The sequence below is a fragment of the Cryobacterium sp. MLB-32 genome, from assembly GCF_000738085.1.
Classification (GTDB): domain Bacteria; phylum Actinomycetota; class Actinomycetes; order Actinomycetales; family Microbacteriaceae; genus Cryobacterium.
The window spans coordinates 1-2,294 of sequence record NZ_JPRS01000543.1; the positions used below are offsets into that span (position 1 = coordinate 1).

Consider the following 2,294-nt stretch of genomic DNA (forward strand, 5'->3'; position numbering starts at 1 on the left):
GGGCGTCGGGGTGGGATCCATGACGAATGTCACATCGACGAAGTAGTTCGTGGAGTTGAATGACGACGTCGGAAAACCGCCGCCTGTTCCGTATCGGAACCGGCCATTCGCTGAGGCCGCTGCCGTCAGCGTTCCACTGGTCTTCGCCGTCTGAAAATACCCCGCCGTATACGAATATCCACCCTGCGGCGCCAAATACGACACCGTGTACGTCTCACCGGGCGTCAGCACAACCGGCGTCGACAGGGCTGCACTCTGCCATCCCGAGGCCGTTTCCGCCGAAAAGGTCACCGACGCCAACTTCACACCCGACGACGACCACAAATTACCCACATGCGTGCCGTTGTTCCCCAATCCCTTGTAAAAACGAATACCCGTCACAGACCCGGCCGTCGACGACGTGAAGGACATTCCCAACTCGACCGGAGAGGATTCCCCCGCAGCCACCGCAACCGCCGGAACCTCATTGCCCAACAACGATCCACCGTCACCCGGCGTCGGTGTGGGGGTCGGCGTGGGAGTCGGCGTGGGAGTCGGGGTCAGGACATCTGAGAAGATCGCGTCGACGTAGTAATTCGACCCGTGGTAGGACGCTGTGGGAAAGGTTCCCCTGGCGTTGAAAACGCCGGCTGGGTCGGCCCCAAAACCGCCCGCTATCAGCAATGGCCCCGTGGTATCCCCGCGATACGCCCAGTGGTAGTTCTCCGCTGAATAATGTCCGTTCGGCGCGGAATAGGACACGACATAGGTTCGGCCAGCCACCACGGGAACAGGACCAGAGAAGCTCACGCTCTGCCACCCCGAGGCGGTTTCTTCCGTGAATGTCGCCGAGGCAAGAATGACGCCATCGGATGACCACAACGTGCCCGTATGGACTCCGACGTTCAAGTCGCTCTTGTAGAACCGCACTCCCGATATCTCCCCGTCAATCGCTGGGGTGAAGCGCAGACCGAGCTCGTAGGAATCATGGTCCCCGGCGTCAACTGTCACCGGCACAGTCGATCCAAAAACCGTGAAGGGTCCGCCAACCGTCACCCCGACGGTCGCCGCCGTGTCGGCATAGTTCGCGCTGTCATCAACGGCTCGCACCCGCACAGATTGCGAACCGATTCCTGCCTGAACGTAGGAGTACGACCATGCGGTGGTACCCGTCGCGGGATGCCAGCTCGCGCCGCCATCCGTCGAGACCTCGACCCCAGCGACCACTCCGCCTTCATCCGTTGCCGTACCGGTCACCACGACGGTCGCACCGTTTGCGACTTCTACCCCGTCCACGGGGGACGTGATCGTCGTGACGGGGGCCGTGGCATCAGAGCTGGCCGTCGCTGGTACGAGTCCAGGCTCGAGGGTCTCAGGCTGCGCTCCCATATCGGCGAGAAGGTTGACCTGGGCCTGCTGCATACGCGCATCGGCTGGAGCGCCGTTGCCGTCATGCTCCTGATCCAGCCCCCACGTCCACTGCACACTGCCGGCAGAGAACACCAACGCTCCGCTCGACGCCCGATAGAGCGTGAGATGGTGCGTCGTCTCGCCGGGCCCAACCGTGTTTCCAAAGTCGAGCATGGATTGGGACACCGGCCCCGTGGTTGTGGACAGCCGAATCAGCCCGGCCGGACGAAAGCCATTGTCGACGTCTTCGTTGGATTCGTAACCGACGGTGTGCGGAGCGAGGGCCTCAGACGATCCGGCGGGCAGGTTCTCGAGGCCGGTATCGCGCCACAGACGCCGCTTGCCCTCCTCAGAACTCACGGTCACGGGCAGATCGGAGGCATTCGAGACATAGAACGTGCCGGTGAGGTTGTTTTCCGGCCGTCCCGCACCGTTCTCCGGGGAGGCAAATCGGGGATCGCGCCAGGTTCCTGTCCATTCAGCCGAAGGATCGATCTTGGCGTTCGCCCACGTTTCCTTGTAACTGACCAGAGTTCGGTGGGACACGGAGGAACCGTCGGTGGAGGGCTCGAAGCGCGTGTGCCAGTACATCTCGTTCCCGGACAGGAATTGCAGGTTCACCCCGGCGTCCCTCGCCGCCTCCACGTTGGCACGTTGCTGGGCAGACCAATACTCATCGTGGCCCACCGACAGAAAGACTCTGTGGTTGAGCAATCCTGCGCCGAGCCGATCGGTATCCACTCCGGAGTAGTACGTGACGTCGTACCCGTTCTTCTCCATAAAGCGCACCAGCGGGTACTCGCTGCCAAAGTAGAAGTCCCGCGATGTCGATCCGGCGCGGGTGTTGAAGGGCCGGTTGTAACTCACTTTGTAGGCGCGGCCGTTTACCCCACCCGGGTAGAAGT

General features: G+C 62.2%; 1 protein-coding gene. It reads right to left on the reverse strand.

The features are described 5' to 3' along the window. On the reverse strand, positions 1-2,294 hold a 2,294-nt coding region (locus JF66_RS24745; protein WP_035880614.1), incomplete at both ends, for a DUF4082 domain-containing protein.